At 45.2% G+C, this 19,692-nt stretch carries 18 protein-coding genes, 1 tRNA gene and 6 pseudogenes; 2 read left to right on the top strand and 23 right to left on the bottom strand.

Annotated features, from left to right (window positions below):
* On the top strand, positions 1-718 hold a 718-nt coding region (locus R1Y93_RS04310), incomplete at its 5' end, for a CapA family protein (RefSeq protein ID WP_500821744.1).
* A gap of 160 nt (positions 719-878) precedes the next feature.
* On the opposite strand, the gene queA is transcribed toward R1Y93_RS04310, so the two are convergent.
* The 18 genes and pseudogenes from queA to R1Y93_RS04400 all read right to left on the bottom strand — a co-directional run bounded on the left by queA (position 879) and on the right by R1Y93_RS04400 (position 16,838).
* Positions 879-1,913, bottom strand: coding sequence for a tRNA preQ1(34) S-adenosylmethionine ribosyltransferase-isomerase QueA (gene queA / locus R1Y93_RS04315; protein ID WP_500821745.1), 1,035 nt, complete (start codon positions 1,911-1,913; stop codon positions 879-881).
* Positions 1,910-2,714: pseudogene (trmD, locus tag R1Y93_RS04320) on the bottom strand (tRNA (guanosine(37)-N1)-methyltransferase TrmD). The gene queA and the pseudogene trmD overlap by 4 nt, the downstream one beginning before the upstream one ends.
* Positions 2,715-3,218: a ribosome maturation factor RimM gene (gene rimM / locus R1Y93_RS04325; protein ID WP_500821746.1), complete on the bottom strand. Its 504-nt coding sequence runs from the start codon at positions 3,216-3,218 to the stop codon at positions 2,715-2,717.
* 143 nt (positions 3,219-3,361) lie between these two features.
* Positions 3,362-3,592 (bottom strand): KH domain-containing protein, encoded by a 231-nt coding sequence (locus R1Y93_RS04330; RefSeq protein WP_158420486.1) that lies wholly within the window; start codon positions 3,590-3,592, stop codon positions 3,362-3,364.
* Between the two features lie 60 nt (positions 3,593-3,652).
* Positions 3,653-3,898 (bottom strand): 30S ribosomal protein S16, encoded by a 246-nt coding sequence (gene rpsP / locus R1Y93_RS04335; protein WP_158420487.1) that lies wholly within the window; start codon positions 3,896-3,898, stop codon positions 3,653-3,655.
* A 63-nt stretch (positions 3,899-3,961) separates the two neighbouring features.
* Positions 3,962-5,310 (bottom strand): annotated as a pseudogene (ffh, locus tag R1Y93_RS04340) (signal recognition particle protein).
* 3 nt (positions 5,311-5,313) lie between these two features.
* Entirely contained in the window at positions 5,314-5,637 is a 324-nt protein-coding gene (gene ylxM, locus R1Y93_RS04345) for a YlxM family DNA-binding protein (RefSeq protein WP_158420491.1), read from the bottom strand.
* Positions 5,638-6,471: 834 nt separating this feature from the next.
* The gene (locus tag R1Y93_RS04350; RefSeq protein ID WP_500821747.1) at positions 6,472-7,074 is read right to left on the bottom strand and encodes a pyridoxal-phosphate dependent enzyme; all 603 of its coding nucleotides are present in this window, start codon (positions 7,072-7,074) and stop codon (positions 6,472-6,474) included.
* Positions 7,075-7,099: 25 nt separating this feature from the next.
* Positions 7,100-7,327 (bottom strand): annotated as a pseudogene (locus tag R1Y93_RS04355) (hypothetical protein); the annotation flags it as partial.
* Entirely contained in the window at positions 7,248-7,694 is a 447-nt protein-coding gene (locus R1Y93_RS04360; RefSeq protein ID WP_500821748.1) for a threonine ammonia-lyase, read from the bottom strand. The gene R1Y93_RS04360 and the pseudogene R1Y93_RS04355, both read right to left, overlap by 80 nt.
* Before the next feature lie 212 nt (positions 7,695-7,906).
* The gene (locus tag R1Y93_RS04365; protein ID WP_500821749.1) at positions 7,907-8,740 is read right to left on the bottom strand and encodes a right-handed parallel beta-helix repeat-containing protein; all 834 of its coding nucleotides are present in this window, start codon (positions 8,738-8,740) and stop codon (positions 7,907-7,909) included.
* Between the two features lie 48 nt (positions 8,741-8,788).
* Positions 8,789-9,100 carry a glycosyl hydrolase family 28-related protein gene (locus R1Y93_RS04370; RefSeq protein ID WP_500821750.1) on the bottom strand — a complete coding sequence of 104 codons (312 nt, stop codon included), beginning with the start codon at positions 9,098-9,100 and terminating at the stop codon, positions 8,789-8,791.
* Between the two features lie 27 nt (positions 9,101-9,127).
* Positions 9,128-10,090, bottom strand: coding sequence for a signal recognition particle-docking protein FtsY (gene ftsY, locus R1Y93_RS04375; protein ID WP_500821751.1), 963 nt, complete (start codon positions 10,088-10,090; stop codon positions 9,128-9,130).
* 14 nt (positions 10,091-10,104) lie between these two features.
* A pseudogene (gene smc, locus R1Y93_RS04380) lies at positions 10,105-13,667 on the bottom strand (chromosome segregation protein SMC).
* Positions 13,668-13,684: 17 nt separating this feature from the next.
* Positions 13,685-14,368, bottom strand: coding sequence for a ribonuclease III (gene rnc / locus R1Y93_RS04385; protein ID WP_500821752.1), 684 nt, complete (start codon positions 14,366-14,368; stop codon positions 13,685-13,687).
* Positions 14,369-14,661: 293 nt separating this feature from the next.
* Positions 14,662-15,689: pseudogene (plsX, locus tag R1Y93_RS04390) on the bottom strand (phosphate acyltransferase PlsX).
* Between the two features lie 158 nt (positions 15,690-15,847).
* Positions 15,848-16,423 carry a GTP 3',8-cyclase MoaA family protein gene (locus tag R1Y93_RS04395; RefSeq protein ID WP_500821753.1) on the bottom strand — a complete coding sequence of 192 codons (576 nt, stop codon included), beginning with the start codon at positions 16,421-16,423 and terminating at the stop codon, positions 15,848-15,850.
* 58 nt (positions 16,424-16,481) lie between these two features.
* Positions 16,482-16,838 carry a radical SAM protein gene (locus R1Y93_RS04400; RefSeq protein WP_500821754.1) on the bottom strand — a complete coding sequence of 119 codons (357 nt, stop codon included), beginning with the start codon at positions 16,836-16,838 and terminating at the stop codon, positions 16,482-16,484.
* Between the two features lie 62 nt (positions 16,839-16,900).
* Here R1Y93_RS04400 and R1Y93_RS04405 point away from each other — a divergent pair.
* Positions 16,901-16,995, top strand: a tRNA-Sec gene (locus R1Y93_RS04405).
* Positions 16,996-17,083: 88 nt separating this feature from the next.
* Here the strand turns inward: R1Y93_RS04405 and R1Y93_RS04410 are convergent.
* The 5 genes and pseudogenes from R1Y93_RS04410 to selA all read right to left on the bottom strand — a co-directional run.
* Positions 17,084-17,737: pseudogene (locus R1Y93_RS04410) on the bottom strand (SelB domain-containing protein); the annotation flags it as partial.
* Entirely contained in the window at positions 17,643-17,942 is a 300-nt protein-coding gene (locus R1Y93_RS04415) for a hypothetical protein (protein ID WP_500821755.1), read from the bottom strand. The gene R1Y93_RS04415 and the pseudogene R1Y93_RS04410, both read right to left, overlap by 95 nt.
* Before the next feature lie 13 nt (positions 17,943-17,955).
* A complete protein-coding gene (locus R1Y93_RS04420; protein WP_500821757.1) occupies positions 17,956-18,300 on the bottom strand; it encodes a GTP-binding protein in 345 nt (114 codons plus the stop codon).
* Between the two features lie 16 nt (positions 18,301-18,316).
* On the bottom strand, positions 18,317-18,511 hold the full coding sequence (locus tag R1Y93_RS04425) for a hypothetical protein (RefSeq protein WP_500821756.1): 195 nt from the start codon (positions 18,509-18,511) through the stop codon (positions 18,317-18,319).
* 41 nt (positions 18,512-18,552) lie between these two features.
* Complete coding sequence (gene selA, locus R1Y93_RS04430) at positions 18,553-19,680, bottom strand: L-seryl-tRNA(Sec) selenium transferase (protein ID WP_500821758.1); 1,128 nt, start codon at positions 19,678-19,680, stop codon at positions 18,553-18,555.
* Between the last annotated feature and the right edge of the window lie 12 nt (positions 19,681-19,692).

A 19,692-nucleotide genomic window follows, 5' to 3' on the forward strand; every position in this document is an offset into this window, starting at 1 on the left:
TGACAAAACCTTTGCATTTAAAGCTCCTGCTTCTTATGCAGGTATTCTGACCAGTGGTTCTGTGGAAGCAGTCAACACAGCCAACAACCATAGTCATGATTATGGAGAGCAGAGCTTTACAGATACATTATCTGCCTTGGATGATGCTGGGATTGTTCATTTTGGCTATGACGAAACAGCAGTTATGGATGTGAAAGGGATCAAGGTGGGACTGGTTGGTATTTACGAGCTGAACGACCATCTTGAACGGGAACAGCAGTTAAAAGACAATATAGCAAAAGTAAAATCCGAAGGCGCCCAGCTTACCATTGTGATTTTCCACTGGGGCAATGAAAAGGAGACTGTTCCTGATTCCAATCAGATGACATTAGGCAGATTGGCCATTGATCAGGGTGCTGACCTGGTATGCGGGCATCATCCTCATGTACTTCAGGGCATTGAAACATACAAAGGTAAGAATATTGTGTACAGTCTTGGCAATTTCTGCTTCGGAGGCAACAGTGCTCCAAGCGATATGGATTCCATGATCTTCCAGCAGTCCTTTACCTTCAGCAATGGCGCTCTTCAAAATGACAATGTTACCAATATCATCCCCTGCTCTATTTCTTCTGCACAAGGCTATAATAATTATCAGCCAACGCCTGCAGAGGGGGATGAAAAAACACGGATCATGGAAAAGATCCAGGAACGCAGTTCCATGATCGATACTGCATCCTGATATTCAAATGTAGCACCCATCTCATTACCAACAATTTCTTACAGAATTATAATAGAATCTGTAAAAGCCAAGGGAACTGGCCCTTGGCTTTTACTATTAATTCATAACTGTTCAATACCCACAAAGCTACTATCTGCTGAATGATTACAACAAATATTCATTATGAATTGCTGTCAATAAACATGGCATCCCCAAAGGAAAAGAATCTGTATCTTTCCTTCACAGCCTCTTCATAGGCATGCATGATCTTCTCTTTGCCTGCCAGTGCGGAAACAAGCATCATAAGAGTTGATTCTGGAAGATGGAAGTTGGTGATCAGGCTGTCGATCATCTTGAAATGATAACCTGGATAAATGAATATCTCTGTCCAGCCACTGCCTGCTTTTAAAATACCATCTTCTCCAGTTGCAGATTCCAGGGTACGACAGCTGGTAGTCCCTACAGCGATCACACGGCCACCGTTTTTCTTGGTATCATTAATCAGCTTTGCCTGATCTTCTTCTACCACGTAATACTCAGAGTGCATATGGTGCTGCTCCACATCATCTACCTTAACAGGCCGGAAAGTGCCAAGCCCCACATGCAGGGTCACATGGGCGATCTGCACGCCTTTTTCTTTCACCTTTTCCAGAAGTTCCTTTGTAAAATGGAGCCCTGCAGTAGGCGCAGCTGCAGATCCTTCATGCTTTGCATAAACCGTCTGATAACGATTTTTGTCCTGTAATTTGTGAGTGATATAAGGAGGCAGGGGCATCTCACCCAACTGATCCAGGATTTCCTCAAAAATGCCGTTATATTCAAAATGGATCAGGCGATTCCCGTCTTCGATCACATCTACGATCTCACCCTTTAATAAGCCATCCCCAAAGCTGATCCTGGTTCCCTTTCGGGCTTTTTTTCCAGGCTTTACAAGGCATTCCCACACATCGTTTTCATTTCTCTTTAAAAGAAGTATCTCGATCAATGCTCCGGTTTCTTCTTTATGTCCATACAATCTGGCTGGGATCACCTTTGTGTCATTGATCACAAGGCAGTCTCCAGGATTCAGATATTCCAGGATGTCCGTGAAATGACGGTGTTCAATACCTCCATCTTTGATGGACAAATGCATCAGTCTGGATGCACTTCGGTCTGTCAGAGGATCCTGGGCAATCAGCTCCTGGGGCAGATCATAATAAAAATCTGATGTTTTCATAATTCCTCCTCTTTCTCCGGTTCACAGGCGATGTCCGCATGGGCAGCTGCCTGCTGGGTTTCTTCCTTCCATTGCTTTTTCAACTGCCTTACATAATTCCATTCTTTATTGGTAAGATCAGCCTTTTTCAAAAGATCCGGCCGGCTTTTGGCAGTACGGATCACAGACTGTTCCCTGCGCCATTTCTCAATATTCGCACGGTGCCCAGGACATCAGTACCTGAGGAACAGCTTTTCCATGCCATACTTCCGGTCTGGAATACTGGGGATATTCCAGAAGATTCCCGGCAAAGGACTCTGTCTCACCGGATTCTTTGTTGCTTAATACACCAGGCACCATCCTGGAAATAGAGTCCATCATAACCATGGAAGGCAGCTCGCCTCCTGTCAGCACATAATCTCCAATGGACACATAGTCTGTAACGATCTCCTCAAGAACACGTTCATCAATACCTTCATAATGACCGCACAAAAAAACCAGATCCTCTTCTTTTGCCATCTCTCTGGCCATTTCCTGATTAAACACCCTGCCCTGGGGAGTAAGATAAACAACTCTTGGCCTTTTCCCGATACGCTGTACCACTGACTCATAGGCAAGATAAACCGGTTCTGCCTGCATCAGCATTCCTGCGCCGCCGCCGTATGGATAATCATCCACTTTCTGGTGCTTATTATAGGCAAAATCCCGGATGTTCACAGCTTCTATGGACAGATAACCGGCTGCAATGGCCCGGCCTGTAATGCTGGTATTCATCCCATTCTGGATCATCTCCGGAAACAGGGTCAGTACATGAAAATTCATTTATACCAGTCCTTTCATCAAATGTACAGTCATAACGTCTTTTTCAATGTCCACATCCAGAATGCACTGATGAATGGCAGGAAGAAGAAGCTCTTTGCCCTGTGCATCCTGAACTACATAAACATCATTGGCACCTGTTTCCATTACATCTTTCAGAATTCCCACAGAAGTCCCATCCTCAGTTACAACCTTCATTCCGATCAGATCTGCAATATAATACTCGTCTTCTTCCAGATCCTGCGCTTCCTCTCTGGGGATCCATAACTCTTTACCTTTATATTTCTCTATATCATTAATATTATCAATATCTTTAAATTTCAGGATCACAAGATTCTTGAAAAACTTTACATTCTGTATGTAAAGCTGTCTCTTCTCCCTGCCTGTATCCAAAAAAACATATTCAAGATCAGGAAAGCGTTCTGCATCCGTTGTAGGATATACCTTTACTTCTCCTCTCACACCGTGTGTGGTAGTGATCACACCTACTTTTAATAAATCTTCCATCACCAAGCTCCTGTCTGTGTACTTATCATATACGATCCTGCCCGGTAGGGCTTTTAGTGTACTAGGAGATCCCAACGGAATTTCCTAGTACATTGAAAAAGGCTGTTGCATCCATACTATTGCAACAGCCCCTGAAAACTATTTCATTGCAGAATATCTACAATCACTTTTTTGCTGCTTTTGGAAGAAGCCGCTTTTACTACAGTACGGATTGCCTTGGCGATCCTGCCCTGACGTCCGATGACCTTACCCATATCAGAAGGTCCCACTTTTAATTCGATGACGATCACATCATCTTTCTCTGTCTCAGTAACGACTACTTCATCCGGATTTTCAACAAGAGATTTTGCAATTACTTCAACTAATCCTTTCATCACATACCTCCCTGTCTCGTCCTTTTGGGGACGTCACAGAAATACCCTCTCCGGTATTTCTTATTTTTCGATTCCGGCTGCTTTGAAAAGCTTAGCAACAACTTCTGTCGGCTGAGCGCCTACAGAAAGCCATTTTTTAGCTGCTTCCTCATCAATTTTGAATACGCTTGGATCAAGGTTAGGATCGTAGGTACCGATCTCCTCGATGCATCTTCCATCACGTTTGCTGCGGGAATCTGCAACAATGATTCTATAGAAAGGTGCTTTCTTCTGTCCCATTCTTCTTAATCTGATCTTAACTGCCATTTTTGTTTTCCTCCAATTTTTGATTATGTGTTGTTTTTGATTATTTATTATAAATAATTTATGTTAAAAAGGAAGCTTGAAGCCGCCTCTTTTACCACCTTTTTTGCCGCCCATCATACCGGGCATCTGCTTCATCATCTTCTTGCTCTGTTCAAATTGCTTCACAAGACGGTTGACTTCTGAAATATCTACGCCTGCCCCCTTGGCAATACGATTCTTACGGGATACATTCAGGATTCCCGGATTGCTCCGCTCCTGAATCGTCATGGAAAGAATAATGGACTTGGTCCTGTTCATCGCACTTTCATCGATCATTCCTTCAATGTCTTTCATCTTGGCGCCCATCCCGGGAAGCATGTTCAGGATACTTCCGATCCCGCCCATCTTATTCATCTGATCCAGGCTGGTAAGATAGTCATTAAAGTCAAAATCCATTTTCTTAAGCTTCTTGGACATCTCCTGTGCCTGCTCCTGATCTACGGAGGCTTCCACCTTCTCGATCAGACTCATCACATCACCCATACCTAAGATCCTGGATGCCATCCTGTCCGGATAAAACTGTTCCAGATCTGTAAGCTTTTCACCCATACCAACATAAAGGATAGGCTTGCCGGTAACTGCCTTGATGGAAAGAGCTGCGCCGCCTCGGGTATCACCATCCATCTTGGTAAGGATCACACCATCAATCCCCACCTTATCGGTAAAGGTCTTGGCTACATTCACTGCATCCTGTCCTGTCATGGCATCCACAACAAGAACAGTAGCATCTACCTGTACATTCTCCTTAATATCTGCAAGCTCCTGCATCATATTCTCATCAATATGAAGACGTCCTGCAGTATCAATGATCACAACATTCTGCTGATGTTCCTTAGCATGGCCGATGGCAGCTTTGGCAATATCTACAGGCTTCTGTTTGTCTCCCATGGAAAAAACTTCTACGCCCTGCTTCTCACCATTTACCTGAAGCTGTGTAATAGCTGCCGGACGGTATACATCACATGCAACCAGAAGCGGACGCTTGCCTTTTGCCTTCAGCTTACCTGCAAGCTTGGCTGCTGTAGTGGTCTTACCAGCTCCCTGAAGACCTGCCATCATGATCACTGTCATATCATTGCCTGGCTTAACAGGAAGCTCTGTAGTCTCACTCCCCATCAGGCTTACAAGCTCGTCATTGACGATCTTGATCACCATCTGTCCCGATTCAGACCATTCATTACATCCTGTCCTACTGCACGCTCCTGCACAGATTTGGTAAACTGCTTGACCACCTTGAAATTGACATCTGCTTCAAGAAGAGCCATCTTAACTTCTTTTAAAGCGATCTTAACATCTTCTTCTGTCAGCCTGCCTTTACTTCTCAGTTTTTTGAATACATTCTGTAATTTTTCTGTCAAGCTTTCAAATGCCATGTATTATAACTCCTCTAATATCACATTGGAAATCGCTGCAATCTCTTCAATCCCGGATTCTTCAGCAATCTGATGGATCCGCTTTACCTGCTTTCGTATATTCAGGAACTTGTCAACTAAATGAAGCTTCTCTTCATACTCCTCCAGTGCCTTGTCGCATCTCCGGATCATATCGTGTACTCCCTGTCTGGAAATCCCCAAATCCTGGGCTACTTCACTTAAGGAATAATCCTCCAGGACAACATTCGTATACACCTGCTGCTGCCTGCTGGTAAGAAGTTCTCCATAAAAATCATACAAAAGTGTACGCTCTACAAACTTTTCCATTCGTAATCACCTTGTGTATCTTACCGTATTTGTATCCGGTTGTCAAGTGTTTTTTCTTTACGAACTTTTGTTCGTGTCTTTTCGTCTACGTTCATCTATTGTTCAAGTCGAGCAGCCGCGAGACTTGGCGCGTGATTCTGGTCAGCGTAAGCTGACATATTCTTTACAGAATCACTGCGCATCCTCGCGGAGCGTTTATCTCAGTCGGAGATTGGACTCCCACTGAGACGAACTTGCTGTTACTCACCACCTGAAAAAGGTGGGAGTCTTCTCGACTGAGATAAAATGGTTCAAAAAACCGGCATATTAATTTGTACCGGGTAGTCATTTCTGCATGTTCCATTTTGTTCTGAGCCATGCTATACTAAATATGTTGTCCAGCCGATACCCGGCAACGGGAGGAGGTGCAGTCCATATGGAAAACATCGTCATTTCTTTTCTTATCTCCTGCCTGGCGAGCATAGCCGCCTATTATGTTTGCAAATGGTTAGATGGTGATAAGTGAGACAACACTAGCCTGGTAGTTTCTTGTCTACTATAAATAAACAAGAAGAAGCCCCCAGTATTCGCAGTACTGAGGGCTTCACTCTTTTTGTCTCCATGGACTCGTCATTTCTTTTCGCCTATGGCAATTATAGCATATGCAAATCTTGAAATCAATATACCATCTTGCTTAAAATCCAGAGAATTTTCCTCATTTGTCACAGAATTGTCACAAATCAATCTTTTCAACTGTTAGAATCCTTGTATTTACTGGATTTTCGAGCAAATAATGTCAAGTGTTTTTTCTTGACAGATAAATACTTTTTCTTGGCAGATAAACAATCCTGCCTGTTAAAGGCTGGCGCGGATCACCTTTGGTCTACAGCCAGCTGTCTCCAGCGCTTTTACGATCTGGTTCTTGTGATCTGTGCCAAATGCCTCCAGTGTGATCTTCAGCTCAACAGCCGCATTACGGTTGGTGCTTACAAACTGGTTATGCTCAAGCTTGATAACATTTCCCTGATTCTCTGCAATAATGCTTGCTACACGTACCAGTTCGCCCGGTTTATCCGGAATCAGCACAGATACAGTAAAGATACGGTCTCTCTGGATCAGCCCATGCTGAACAACAGAAGACATGGTGATCACATCCATATTGCCACCGCTTAAAATAGAAACCACTTTCTTGTTCTTGAAATCAAGATGACGAAGGGCTGCTACCGTAAGAAGTCCGGAATTTTCTACAACCATCTTACGATTTTCAACCATATCCAGGAAAGCAACGATCAATTCATCGTCCTCGATGGTGATGATCGCGTCCAGATTCTTCTGGATATAAGGGAAGATCTTGGAGCCTGGTGTCTGAGAACAGCGGATCCATCGTGCGATGGCGTCTGCATGCGGAAGGGTGACTGCTTCCCCCTTCTGCAGAGATGCTTTGGTGACAGGCTGCACCGGCCGGCTCTGCGCCGATCACCTTGATATGGGGATTCGAAAGCTTTGCAAGTGTCAGAAACTCCTGTAGCAAGTCCGCCGCCTGCGGTAGAGGACAGTCTAGATGTTGCCTAGGCAAAGTGTCCTGTACGGTCTCCATGGCAATGGTTCCCTGGCCTGTAGCTACTGCCGGATCATCGAAAGGCTGGATAAAAGTATATCCTTCTTTTTCTGCCAGTTCCAGTGGCGGATGCACAGGCTTCGTCGTGTACATCCTGCCATGAAGGATCAGCTCTGCGCCGTAGCTTTTTGGTACGCCTTACCTTGATCAGGGGTGTAGTGGTTGGCATGACGATCACTGCTTTTACCCCATATTTATGCGCTGCATAGGCAACACCCTGAGCATGGTTTCCTGCAGAAGCAGTGATCAGCCCTTTGCTTCTCTCTTCTTCCGTCAGTGTACTGATCTTATAGTAAGCCCCACGTACCTTATATGCTCCTGTACGCTGCATATTTTCCGGTTTGAAATAAACCTTATTCCCGGTCATTTCGGAAAAATAACTGCTTTTGATCAGCTTTGTCTCCTGTGTCACCTGTTTCACGATCTCTGATGCCTGTTCAAAACTGTCCAGTGTCAACATTGTGCTTCCTCCTCGTCTGCCGTCAGCAGAATTTTAATTTAGTATCATCGTTGGAGGCTTTTACCCCCAACATCATTTTGCAGCAAATCATAACTGTGCCCATAAAGAACAGTTACATTCGTTTTTATAAGCAAATTTAACTTTTATAAATAAGTTTAACTTTTATAAATAAGTTTAACTTTTATAAGTAAGCTTAGCTTTTATAAGTAAGTTTAGTTTTTATAAGTAAGCTTGTTTTTTATCCAGAAAGTATATTTTGGCTTTACTTTGTAATACTTGTTTTTTCCTTTGATCTTAAGACTGTAAGCAGATTTTTTATTTACATGGATCCTTACAGAATCAGATGTTTTACATTTGTAAAAGCTGCAGCTGTCGATCACCAGGCTTACCTTACCGGATTTCAGGTTTTCACTGTAAATATTGTGTGCCTTATTATTCTTGAAAATACACTTCTTGATCACCGCACGGGTATTACTGTCGTTTACCAGAAGCCCTGTTGCCGCATTGGCACGGAATTTACAATTTGTAAAAGTTCCTTTAGAACCGCCAACAAGGATAACCCCATCATGTTTGTCTTTCAATCCGTTTTTGTAAATGTCACAATTGGTCATTGTCACATTGCACACAAGTGCTGTACCAAGACCATGGCGTCCATTATTGTAAAGCTTACAATTTGTAACAGACGCTGTACCATTCTTTACGGAAATACCACATTCACGGTTGCCATTCAGCTGGGAACCGGAAATATTGAAAACAGATTTCTCATATACGCCTACTCCATGTCCCAGTCCCTGCTTTGGATAACCAGAACCATTATTCAGGATCTTGCAGCCGTTAGCCGTAACCTGGCATTGACCAGACAGCCCGATACCAATGCTGGTACTCTTGGAAACGGTTACATTTTCCAGGTATGCAGTCGTTGCACGTAATTTAATACCATTCAGTCCTGATTCCACATTCATATTAAGAAGACGGATATCAGATCCACTGTTGCCTGAAATAACGGTAGAGCCTGCACTTCCTCTCCAGGTACCGCCATCTACCACTGCACCGGAAGACCCCGGTAAGGTTGAGCAGCTTGCTGCCTGTACCTGTTACAACGGTCTGCTCATCTGCTGCCGCGCACCATCCTGCGATGCCAGATTTACCGTACCGTGGACTGTATAAGATCCTGCCGGAAAATAAAGCAGCTTTTTACCAGTGTTTTTTCTTGCTGCACGTAAAGCAGATGAAATAGCAGCATCACAGGCCTGTGCTCCTGTAGGGTCTGCCCCGTATTCTGTCACATTATAAACGGTATAATCTCCATAAGCTTCAGATACTGCCGCATGTGTTATCTGGGGATACCCAGCCAGAACCAGTACTGTAAGCAGCAGAAAACAGATATTTCTCCATGTTTTTTTCATATTCTACCCCCTTACACGATCCCGTGTTTATTCATTATCTTCTCCGTTGCTCCGGGCTCTTTCATCAACATTGAACAATGCATTTACAAATTCATTGGCATCAAATTTCTGCAGATCATCAATACTCTCACCTACACCGATATATTTAACCGGAATATCCAGTTCAGACTGGATTGCTACTGCAATACCGCCTTTGGCTGTACCGTCAAGCTTGGTAAGGATGATCCCGTTTACATTGGCAACTTCAGCAAACTGCCTGGCTTGTACAAGAGCATTCTGACCTGTGGTACCGTCCAGCACGACCAAAGTCTCCAGATATGCTTCCGGATATTCTTTCTCAAGGATACGGTAAATCTTACGAAGCTCTTCCATCAGGTTCTTCTTATTATGAAGACGTCCTGCTGTATCACAGATCAGCACGTCAGCATTCCTTGCCTTTGCTGCTGCCACTGCATCATATACTACTGAAGCAGGATCTGCGCCTGATTGACCGCCAATAATATCCACACCAGCACGGTTGGCCCACTGGGTCAGCTGTTCTCCCGCTGCTGCACGGAAAGTATCTGCTGCTGCAAGGATCACTCTCTTCCCCTGATCCTTTAATTTACCTGCCAGCTTACCTACAGATGTAGTCTTGCCTACACCATTGACACCGATCACCAGGATCACTGACTTACGGTTCTCAAATTCATAGTCTGTGCTGTCCACATACATCTGTTCTTTAATACTGTCGATGAGAAGCTCCTTGCACTCCATAGGATCCTTGATATGCTTCTCTTCTACCTGAGCTTTCAGATTTTCAAGAATGGCTGTAGTAGCATTGATCCCAATATCTCCCATGATCAGGATCTCCTCCAGCTCCTCATAAAAATCATCATCAATACTGGAATATCCGCTGAAAAGGGAGTCAAACCCTTTCACAATGTTGTCACGGGTCTTAGTAAGACCACTTACAAGCCTTTTAAAAAAGCCTTTTTTCTCCTCTGCCATATCCCATTCCCTCCTTACTGCGTTAGCTGGTTCTCCACAAGGTCAACAGATACAAGAGTGGACACTCCCTTTTCCTGCATGGTAATACCATACAGTCTGTCTGCTGCATTCATGGTTCCCCTTCTATGTGTTATTATAATAAACTGCGTGTTCTTCGTCAACTTCTGCAGATACCCGGCAAACCTTCCTACATTGGAATCATCCAGTGCTGCCTCGATCTCATCAAGAAGACAGAACGGTGAAGGCTTAAGGTTCTGGATCGCAAATAAAAGGGCAATGGCGGTCAGTGCCTTCTCACCACCGGACAGCTGCATCATATTCTGCAGCTTCTTGCCTGGTGGCTGGGAAATGATCTTGATACCTGCTTCCAGGATATCCACATCTTCCTCCAATTCCAGGGTACCCTTGCCTCCCCCGAACAATTCCTTGAAGGCTTTGTCAAACTCTCTTTGGATATCCCTGAATTTCTCTGAAAACTGCTGACGCATGCCTTCATCCAATTCCCGGATAATATTTTCAAGCTGAGCCTCTGCTTTTTTCAGATCCTCATACTGGCCAGAAAGGAATGCATGGCGTTCCTGAAGATTTTTATAATCCTCAATAGCATTTACGTTTACAGAACCAAGCTTTCTGATCTCATCCTTTAACTGTGTGATCTGCTTCTTCATTTCCTTCAGGTCTGTATATTCTTCCTTTCGATACTGAAGAGCATTATTAGGTGTGATCTCATACTCCTCCCACATGTAGGAAATCTGGGCCTCCCGGCTTTCCTCCAGCTTTTCCATCTGGCTTTTCAGGCGGAAGCATTCTTTATCCAACAAGGAAATCTGACCGGACAGATGATCCCTTTTTTCAAAAAAGGCTTTATGGCTGGTATTTTTCTGGTCCTTTTCCTTCTGCCAGGTCTCCAGCTGCTGTCTGTCTGCCTCTTCCTGGCCGCCAAATCCGGACACTGCTTCTTTCAGTTCTTCCACAGATCTGCGCTTATTCTCCATCTCCTGATTTCCCTGCTTCAGGGTTTCCAGAATGGTCTGTTTTTCCTGCACAAGTCCCTGGATCTCAGAAATAAGACGGGAAAGATTCTCAGATGCAAAGCTTTCTTTCTGCTGGGTGGTAGATGCTTCCAGCCGAAGGTCTTCCAGCTTTCTTTGAACTGAACTTTCTTCATTTTTCCATTCTTTCCAGTTCCTTCTGCCTTGTTTCGATATAGGTTTCCAGTTCTTTCTCATCTTGTCTGGAAGCCTTTAATTCTTCATCGATCTTATCATGATCCTGCTTGATCTCACTTAACTGTCTGCGGATCTGCTCCTGATCCAGACGGATCCTTTCATATCCGTCCCGGATCTCCTGCTCTTTATCATTTAGCTGTGCCAGATTCATTTTTGCAGTATTCTGTGCTACGTATTTGCTGCGCAGCTGTTCCTGCAGCTGTGAGATCTGGTCACGGAGCTGATTGCGTTTATGCCTGTTCTCTTCCATAGAAGCAGTCAGACGGCTTACCTCTTCCTTTTGGGAAGCCACTTTTCCTTCCAGTTCCTCGATCTCCCTGCGCCGTCCCAGAAGATTGCTGTTATTCTTAAATGCACCACCTGTCATGGAACCGCCCGGACTTAAGGATTCTCCCTCGATGGTTACCATACGCAGGCTGTGATGATATTTTTTTGCAATGGCAATTGCATGGTCAATCTGATCCACTACCAGAACTCTGCCAAGAAGATACCTGGTAAGCCCTGTATATTCTTTCTCTGTAGTAACCAGATCAGAAGCCAGGCCTATCACACCAGTCTCTCTTAATGCATCTTTCTGGCTGAACTCCCCTCTTGTATTAATACTGTTCAAAGGGAGAAATGTGGCACGGCCGAAACGGTTCTTCTTCAGATACTCGATCATCCTTTTTGCAGTCTGCTCATTATCAGTAACAATATTCTGGATACTTCCTCCCAGGGCTGTCTCAATGGCGATCTCGTACTCTTTATTGACCTGGATCAGATCTGCTACCACACCACGGATGCCGGATACCCGGTCTTTCTGCTCCATGACCCTGCGGATACTGTTGCCATATCCGTCATAGCGTTCTGTAATATTCCGTAAGGATTCCAGCCTGGATGCTTCCCGGTGGTAGGCGGTCTGGCTGATCTCCAGCTGTGTAGTCTGTTTCTTCAGATCTTCGCTAAGACTATGTACCTGCTGGTCCATCTGCCTGGACTTCTGATCGATCTCATGGATTTCTTCTGTGATCTGGTCATACTCTGACTGGGCTTTTGCCCGGATGGTCTTCTGCTGGGCTTCCTCACTTTTCAGGTGAAGGATGTGTTGATTTACTTCTGCCTTACGAATCCCCACCTGCTCCATCAAAGTATCAAATCTCTGAGCCTTTCCTTTTGTGGTGGCTCTGGAATTAGGATCTCTATGATTTCGTTCTTACCGTCTTCCACTGCACTTTCACACTGGGAAATCTGTTCCTGCACCGTATGCAGTCTGTCTTCCTGGTCTGTCAGCCGTTTCTGTGCTTCTTTTACAATGGTATGAAGCGATCCCTTCTCTTCTTCTACTTCAGATCTGGCCTGCTGTCTCTGCTTCAGATCCTCTTCCACAATTTCCAGACGGTTCTTAAAATGTGTATCACTTTGCAAAGCTGCCTGGATCTGCTCATTTAAAACATTGATCTGGCCTTCCAGCTGCTGCTTTTGCAACGCATTTTGCTGGGTCTTCTTCCCGCAGCTCATCCATCTGCCGGTTCAGTTCTTCCAGTTCCTGCTCCAGACGGTCATACTCCACCTTGGTCTGCTGATATTCTCTGTTGGTATCTTCAAGCTGTGCAGATGCTGTTTCATTCTTCTCTCTTAACACCAGCAGATCCTTTTCTGTCTGCCGGCTTTCCAAAAGAAACATATTTACATCCAGTTCCCTTAAGCTGTCCCTTTTCGCCAGATAGATCCTTGCCGTTTCAGACTGACGTTCCAAAGGTCCAAGCTGCTTGGTAAGTTCGCTTAAAATATCGGTTACACGAACCAGATTCTGTTGTTCATCCTCCAGCTTTTTGATGGTAGTATTTTTCCTGCGCTTATACTTGACGATTCCCGCTGCCTCATCAAACAGTTCTCTTCGATCCTCTGGCTTTCCGCTTAAGATCTTATCGATCTGCCCCTGCCCGATAATGGAATAGCCTTCCTTTCCGATACCTGTATCATAAAACATCTCATTAATGTCTTTCAGCCTGCATGCACTGCCGTTGATCAGATATTCACTTTCACCGGGAGCGGTACAGACGCCTTGTAACTGTTACCTCATTAAACTCCACTGGCAGCTTATGGTCACTGTTATCCAGTGTAATGGCAACGGATGCAAAGCTTAACGGCTTTCTGGTCTCTGTCCCTGAGAAAATAACATCCTGCATATTGCCGCCTCGCAGCTGCTTGGCACTCTGTTCTCCAAGAACCCAGCGTACTGCATCGCCTACATTGCTTTTCCCACTGCCGTTAGGACCTACAATGCCGGTGATGCCATTATGAAATTCAAAATTGATCTTCTGTGCAAATGACTTAAAGCCCTGCACTTCAATATTTTTTAAGTACATATTTTACCTATGGCCCTTTATTTTCTCAGTTTTCGGATTGCCTCATAAGCAGCTGCCTGCTCTGCAGCTTTCTTAGTGTGTCCGGTACCCTGTCCCATTGCCTGGTCATTCACCAGCACTTCCACTGTAAAGCTTTTGTTGTGATCCGGTCCTGATTCTCCTACAAGGCGGTATTCTACTCCATGACTCAGATTCTCCTGGACAATCTCCTGCAGGATGGTCTTGCTATCATAAAAGAGCTGCTTATGCTCCAGGTCATTCAGTATAAAATCCAGTACAAACTCCTTTGCATTAGCAAAACCACCGTCCAGATAAATAGCCCCAAGAAGAGCCTCTGTTGCATCTGAGACAATGGAATCCCTGTTCCGTCCTCCTGTAAGTTCCTCTCCTCTGCCAAGGAGCAGATACTTAGGCAATTCAAAATCCCTTGCACAAAAAGCAAGGCTTGGCTCACATACCAGGCTTGCGCGTTTCTTTGTTAATTCTCCTTCCGGAAGCTTTGGATATTTTTCAAAAAGAAAATGACTGCTGATCAGCTCCAGTACTGCATCTCCTAAGAATTCTAGCCGTTCATTACAGCCTCCTTTTCCAAGCTTTTTTTCATTTGCATAAGAGCTATGGGTCAGGGCTTTCACAAGAAGGGTTTTATCTTTAAAGCTGTACCCGATCCTGCTCTCCAATTCCGTTAAATTCGTCTCCATATTATCTCCTTATTATAACAAATCATCCTATTGCAAACATTACTGAGTAAATTCCTGTTACACACAAGAAAGGGCTGCCGTTCCAGGCTGTCCCCAAACCGGCAATCCCTTCTCAAGAATGCCTCGGCATTCTTGCTGCGAGGTGCGCGTCATGCAATTGCATGACATACTTCTCCTGCGCACCTCTGCAATCCTGCCGGAGGCTATATCAGCTGGGGGATTGACTCCCACCACTGATACCAGCTTGTTGCTCACCACCTATAGAGGTGGGAGTCATCTCCCAGCTGTTATCCTTACTCTTTAGATGTATCAGCCATCTCCAGAATATGTTCCCCGATCTTTTCATTGATCCGCTGCTGTTTAAACTGAACACACTGGAAAATCCCGTTTTTGATCTCTATGGATCTGGCACTTCCATGACATTTTACCACAAGCCCTTTAAGACCAAGAAGCGGTGCTCCGCCATGCTCTGTCACATCAAAGGATTTCAGGGTCTTCTTAAGTGCAGGCTTGATCAGAAGAGCCCCAAGCTTACTGCGGAAGCTGGACATCAGGCCGCCTTTGATCTTCTTCATCAATGTGCCTGCAAGCCCTTCATAAAGCTTCAGGATCACATTACCTACAAAGGCTTCGCATACCACTACATCTGCATATCCGGAAGGAATATCCCTTGCTTCAATGCTTCCGATAAAATTAATACCAGGGCATGCTTTCAAAAGGGGAAACGTTTCTTTTACAAGTGCATTTCCCTTTCTTCCTCTGCACCAATATTCACGATGGCTACCTTGGGATTCTTGATCCCCACTACATTCTCCATATAAATAGATCCCATTTTGGCAAACTGTACCAGATGGGAAGATCTGGCATCAACTGTAGCACCGCAGTCGATCAGAAGGGAAACTCCCTTCTCTGTAGGGATCAAAGGCGCCAAAGGCGGCCGCTCCACTCCTTTAAGCCTGCCTACAAGTACCTGACCTCCAACAAGAATGGCGCCTGTACTTCCACAAGATACAAATGCATCTGCCTCCTGGCGCTTTACCATCTTAAGTCCTACTACAAGTGAAGAATCCTTTTTCTTCTGGATAGCCATAACCGGCGGTTCAGCTGTCTGGATCACCTCTGTGGCAGGTACCACCTGGATCCTGTCCTTCGGATAATCCGGATATTTGGCAAGCTGGGCACGCACTTCATCCTCAATGCCTGTCAGGATCACCTGGATATCTTCTCTTTCCGTAACTGCTTCTACGGCTGCCTTTACAGGCTCCTGGGGTGCATAATCGCCTCCCATTGCATCTACAACTACTTTTACCAATTCTGACATTTATGATTACCTCCTGAAAAAAGCGAAACTGCTCTCTGGATTTCGTATTCCCTGTGTCAACTGTCCTAAATACGCTTACAGTTACTTTGTATCTTACTATACTAAAAACAAGGCGCAAAAGTCAATAGCATTCCTCTATATGCTCCGGCAGCGTCCTGTTATCCGCCAATCTCACACATAGCCCTTAGTTCTTCCTTTTCTTTCCTTTCATCCTTTTGTTCTTCCAGGAAATGATGACACATAGGTTTTTCTTTTACTGCCTTAAGGATCATCTGTTTCAGCGTTTCTTCTGATACTCCTTTTTGCAGATAAGGCATAAGGTCGCAGCCTGACTGATACTGAAGACAGGTTTTCAGATATCCGTCACTGGTCAGCCGGATCCGATTGCACTGACTGCAAAATTTATGGCTTACTGCACTGATAAAGCCGATTTTCCCTTTAAATCCCTGTACCTGATAATAATGGGCAGGACCATTTCCCAGACTGCCTTCATAGGGCACCAGCTGAGTATGAAGCTTCTTTTCCAGAAGCTTCAGGATCTGATCCTCTGTGCAGCAGGTAAAATCCTTCCCATATCCGATGGGCATCATTTCAATAAACCGTACATGCAGGTCCTGATCTTTGGCAAGTAAAGCCAGCTCTGCCAGATCCTGATGATTTTTCCCATAAACAGGCACACAATTCAGCTTTGTTACAAGATCCTGATAAGATAAAGCTGCTTTCAGACTGTCCATAACAGGAAGGAGCCTGTCCCTGCCGCTGATCTGCTGATAATGTGAAGAATTCAGGGAATCAATACTGATATTGACTCCTGTAAGCCCTGCCTTTACCAGCTGGGGGAAGATATTTTCCCAATAAAATCCCGTTAGTTGTAAGAGTAACGCTGCGAATCCCGGGGATCTGCCTTATTTCTTTTATAAGTGTGGGAACCTGAGGCCGCAAAAGAGGTTCACCGCCTGTGATCTTGACTCTGGAAACTCCAAGCTGTGCAAAACACCTGCACAGCATAAGGATCTGGTCATCGTTGAGCATCTGTTTGGGCACTTTATATATACAGCCTTCTGGCATACAATAAATACACCTAAGATTACACTGATCTGTTACAGAAATCCTGATATAGTCAATGGTTCTGCCATAACTGTCCTGCATGCGGCTTCCTCCTTTCTTTTTTTTCCTTGAAACACCTGATGATTTTTAGTATACTTTTTCCGGGGAGCAGAAAGGTGCTGGTGTGTCTCCTGGTCTTCAAAACCAGTGTGGGGCATGGATTGTCCCGGGTGGGTTCGATTCCCACATGTTCCCGCCAGTAAAGCATATCTTGTGCACAACATTTCAGTTATCCAATACTGCGTGCCAGGATTCTTTTCTTTTCCATTCCAGCTGGTAAAATGCTCTTTATCATAGCTTTCCAAAAGAGTAATGGCACACTTTCTTGAAATACCAAGTATGTCCCTGAACATTCCTGTAGGGATCTCACCATGCTGCCTAAAAAGAAAAGCAGCACATTCTTTTCCTTTCATATAAAAGGCTTTTGCCATATAATCCCCCTCTCCAAACCTGCATAAATCTCCCTGCTGTATCATTTTGAAGAAAAGCCCCGTAAAATCTGGTTCTTTCCCAAGGTTTTTTTTGACTTCACAGGTTTTAGGCGGAAAGAAACCAGCCTGCTGATACAAAGCACAGATCTTTTTCATGGCTTCACTGGATTCCTCCGGTTTTTGGCATACCTTTTCTTTTCTAACTTTATCGCAAAGCTGTATTACTACACCGCCTCCAATGGTTTCTGAAGGAGAATATTTCCGCAGGATCAGATGATCTCCAGGCTTTATATAAAGTTCTTTTTCCAGGCGAAGCTGTGCCTGGCATTCCTCTCCCGGAAGGATCTGTTCCTTACCTTCCAGAAGTATCCTGCCCTGAAATGTACCACAGCCCCAGCATACCTGTATGCGACTGTTATTTTTTACAGGTTCTTTTAAGCTTTTTACGGTCTGAAACTGTATATTTATTCTGCCCGCAGGCTTTTGACTGCCAGGCTGTGCCAGCACCATGCCTCTGGAAATCTGCTTTTTTTCTATTCCCGGCAGATTCACCGCCACCCTGGGTGCCAGCCTGCACCCATTCAGCCTGTTTCCCAAAGATCTCCAGCCTGCGGATCTTGACTTCTTTCCCTTTTGGATACAGGATCCCTTTTGCACCTGCACAGATCCTTCCCTGAACCAGGGTACCTGTAATTACAGTTCCAAACCCTGGCACTGTAAAAGCACGGTCAATAGGCAGAAAAAAAAGGCAGAGAAAGGTCTTTTGGCGGCAGCATTTTGGCAAGCTGCGACAGTTCCTTTCGTATGGTCTTGATCCCTTCACCTGTAAGTATGCTGGTTTCTATGATGGATGCCTGTTCAAGGAAGGTTCCTTTTACAAGGGTTTCTATATCCTGTCTCACCTTCTGCTTTTGCGTTGCATCAGCCAGGTCACATCTGGTAAGGGCGATCAGTCCTTTCTTGATCCCCATAAGTGACAGGATCTGCAAATGCTCTACTGTCTGAGGCATGATCCCCTCATCAGCTGCCACCACAAATATGATGATCTCCATCCCCCACACACCAGCCAGCATATTCTTAATAAAGTGCTCATGACCCGGTACATCGATGACCCGCCGCCCGGATCTCTTGTCCCAGATCCACAGGGGCAAATCCAAGATCAACCGTCAGGCCTCTTTGCTTTTCTTCCAGAAGCCGGTCTGTATCCACCCCTGTCAGAGCTTTTACCAGACAGGTTTTCCCATGATCCACATGTCCTGCTGTCCCAATGGTAACGTACTGCATCCGCTCACCTCCTTGTGAGGAAGGACGTTTCCCCGGCTTTCCTAAATATCAAGAACTTTTTTGATTATCTGTGTCAATTCCTTCATTTCTCCCGAAAATATGGTCCGCATATCCAGAACCACCTGGTCTTTCTCGATCTTCCCGATTACCGGAGGCTCGCTGTGGCGCAGCCTTTCTTCTATCTCCATCACAGAATACCTGGATGAACGGATTGACAGGCCTTTTCCCGGCAGATCCTTTCCCGGCATACTGCCTCCACCTGTTGTCCCCAGGGTGTCGATCATCTGAAGCTGCACATGATCTCCGGCTTCATGCTTCAGGCTTTTTAATAAAGCATCTGCCATCTGTTCCATCTGTTCCAGGCTCCGGCTGGTCATTTCCAATACCGGGATCTTTTGTTTTTCAGATTCCTTGTACAGCCTTACTGTTTCATCCAGCACAGCTGCCGTGAATTTATCAATCCTAAGCGCACGCATCAGAGGATGCTTTTTTATCCTGTGGATCAGTTCCTTTTTACCTGCAAGTATCCCTGCCTGTGGTCCGCCCATCAGCTTGTCTCCGCTAAAGGACACCAGGTCTGCCCCCTGAGCCAGAACTGACCTGACCGTTTCTTTTGGATCCGTTCCGGGAATATACCCCAGATCTCCGCTGCCCAGATCCACCAGCAGATACAGCTGACGCTTATGGGCTTCCTCTGCCAGTTCTTTTACAGACGGTGCACAGGTAAAGCCTGTGATCTGGTAATTGCTGGTATGCACCTTCAGGAATGCAGCCGTGTTCTCTGTAACTGCACGGGTATAATCCTCAAGATAAGTACGGTTTGTGGTGCCTACCTCTACAAGGATTCCTCCGCTTTGCTCCATAACCTCAGGAATCCTGAATTTCCCTCCGATCTCCACCAGTTCCCCTCTTGAAACACAAACCTGACGTTCAGAAGCCAGTACTGTAAGCATAAGCAGCACTGCAGCCGCATTATTATTGACCACTGCTACTGCTTCTGCTCCTATAAGACTCTCCAGGTCCTGCTGAAAGGAAGCCAGCCTGCTTCCCCTTTTCCCTGTTTCCAGATCCAGTTCCAGATTGGTATACCCGGTCATCAGTTCGTGCCACATGCTCTGTCTGTCTCCTCTCCAAGAGGTGCACGTCCCAGATTGGTTGTGCAGGATCACCCCGGTGCCATT

Source organism: Blautia sp. HA3515 (assembly GCF_059933065.1).